At 67.4% G+C, this 1,043-nt stretch carries 1 protein-coding gene; it reads left to right on the forward strand.

Features of this window, described 5'->3' with window-relative positions; genetic code table 11:
• Positions 1-64 precede the first annotated feature (64 nt).
• On the forward strand, positions 65-1,036 hold the full coding sequence (locus Ahu01nite_RS50055) for an IS30 family transposase (protein ID WP_275411871.1): 972 nt from the start codon (positions 65-67) through the stop codon (positions 1,034-1,036).
• Positions 1,037-1,043: the final 7 nt, after the last annotated feature.

Here is a 1,043-nt window from a genome sequence, read left to right on the forward strand (position 1 = left end):
ATTCAGTCGGTCGTAGCATTTGATCTTGGTGGTTCGGTGGGACAGGATGCCCGCCGTGCGTGTGATGTTGACGTCGACCGACCGTGAAGAGATCTCCCGCGGACTCGCGGAAGGCTTGCTGTATAAGGAAATCGGCGTGCGGATCGGCCGGGACCCGTCGATCGTGTCGCGGGAGATAGCCCGGCACGACGGCCGGGCCGGCTACCGAGCGGTGGCCGCGGACACAGCGGCGGCGACGGCCCGGACCCGGCCGAAACTGTTCGCGGTCGAACGCTCGCCACGGTTACGGACAATCGTGATCGAGCGGTTGCGGGCGGGGTGGTCGCCGGCCTCGATCGCGGGTCGCTTGCCCGAGATCGTGCCTGACGATCAGGCTGTGCGGGTGTCACACGAAGCCATCTACCAGTGGGTCTACGCCCAGCCCGTCTCCACTCTCGCGAAGGAGTTGATCCGGCTGCGCACCGGCCGCCCGGCCCGTCGTTCCGGGCCGCGTCCGGAGCCGGCGCCGCGTATCCGCGAGCCCCGCTACCTCGACGAACGTCCCGCTGAGGTCGAGGGCCGGGCCGTGCCGGGACATTGGGAGGGCGACTTGGTGATCGGTAAGAACGGCAAGACCGCTGTCGCCACGCTGGTCGAACGCAGCTCCCGGTTCCTGATCCTGGTCCCACTGACCGGCCGGGACTCGCTGAGCGTCACCGAAGCCGTCATCGCCGCCACCGGCAGCCTGCCGCCACAGATCCGCCGTTCGCTGACCTGGGACTGCGGCGCCGAAATGGCCCGGCACGCGGCGATCACCGCGACCGGGCTGCCGGTGTTCTTCGCCCACCCGCACAGCCCGTGGCAGCGCGGCAGCAACGAAAACCTGAACCGCATCGTCCGCGAATACTTCCCGAAAGGCGTGCCGATCACGTCCAGCCCCGACTACCTCGCCCGGGTCGCCGCGGAAATCAACGACCGGCCTCGTAAAATCTTCGATTGGAAGAAACCCTCCGAGGTATTCACCGAACTCGTAGAGTCACATGCTTCCACCGGCTGAACCTGCC

It is taken from the genome of Winogradskya humida, assembly GCF_016862215.1.
GTDB classification, from domain to species: Bacteria; Actinomycetota; Actinomycetes; order Mycobacteriales; family Micromonosporaceae; genus Actinoplanes; species Actinoplanes humidus.

What these genes read in the sequence shown, in the direction of transcription:
- Ahu01nite_RS50055 (WP_275411871.1), top strand. Translation starts at nt 65, where the DNA reads ATGTTGACGTCGACCGACCGTGAAGAGATCTCCCGCGGACTCGCGGAA.